The organism is Rhodanobacter thiooxydans LCS2, from assembly GCF_000264375.1.
Taxonomy (GTDB): Bacteria; Pseudomonadota; Gammaproteobacteria; order Xanthomonadales; family Rhodanobacteraceae; genus Rhodanobacter; species Rhodanobacter thiooxydans.
In genome coordinates this window covers 1-317 of the sequence record NZ_AJXW01000192.1, presented here as the reverse complement: position 1 = coordinate 317, position 317 = coordinate 1, and the positions used below count along the sequence as shown (strand labels likewise).

Below are 317 nucleotides of genomic sequence, written 5' to 3'. Positions count from 1 at the left end.
AGTCAGCAATCTGCTCATCATTTAATAAATAAGCATTTGCTGAAACATCAAAGATTGAAGCTTCATAAGCGGAAAGATAAATTTTAGACTTTTCAACACCATTTCTGACAAACGCAGGGTGAATTTTGAATCCTGGTTTTGGATAATCAGAAACATAATATCTTGCTTTTCTCAAATGATAGCCAATACCATCTTGAATTTTTTCAAGCTTCAAAGGAACAACCTTGTAATAAAATTTTGGTTGTTCAACCATGACCTGAACTATTGTTCCAACCGGATAAGTTACTGAATTCTTTGTAATTTCAACTGTTGTCTTA

At 32.5% G+C, this 317-nt stretch carries 1 protein-coding gene; it reads right to left on the bottom strand.

Annotation, left to right across the window (positions count from 1 at the left end):
- On the bottom strand, nt 1–317 hold a 317-nt coding region (locus UUA_RS19765; protein WP_202946903.1), incomplete at both ends, for a hypothetical protein.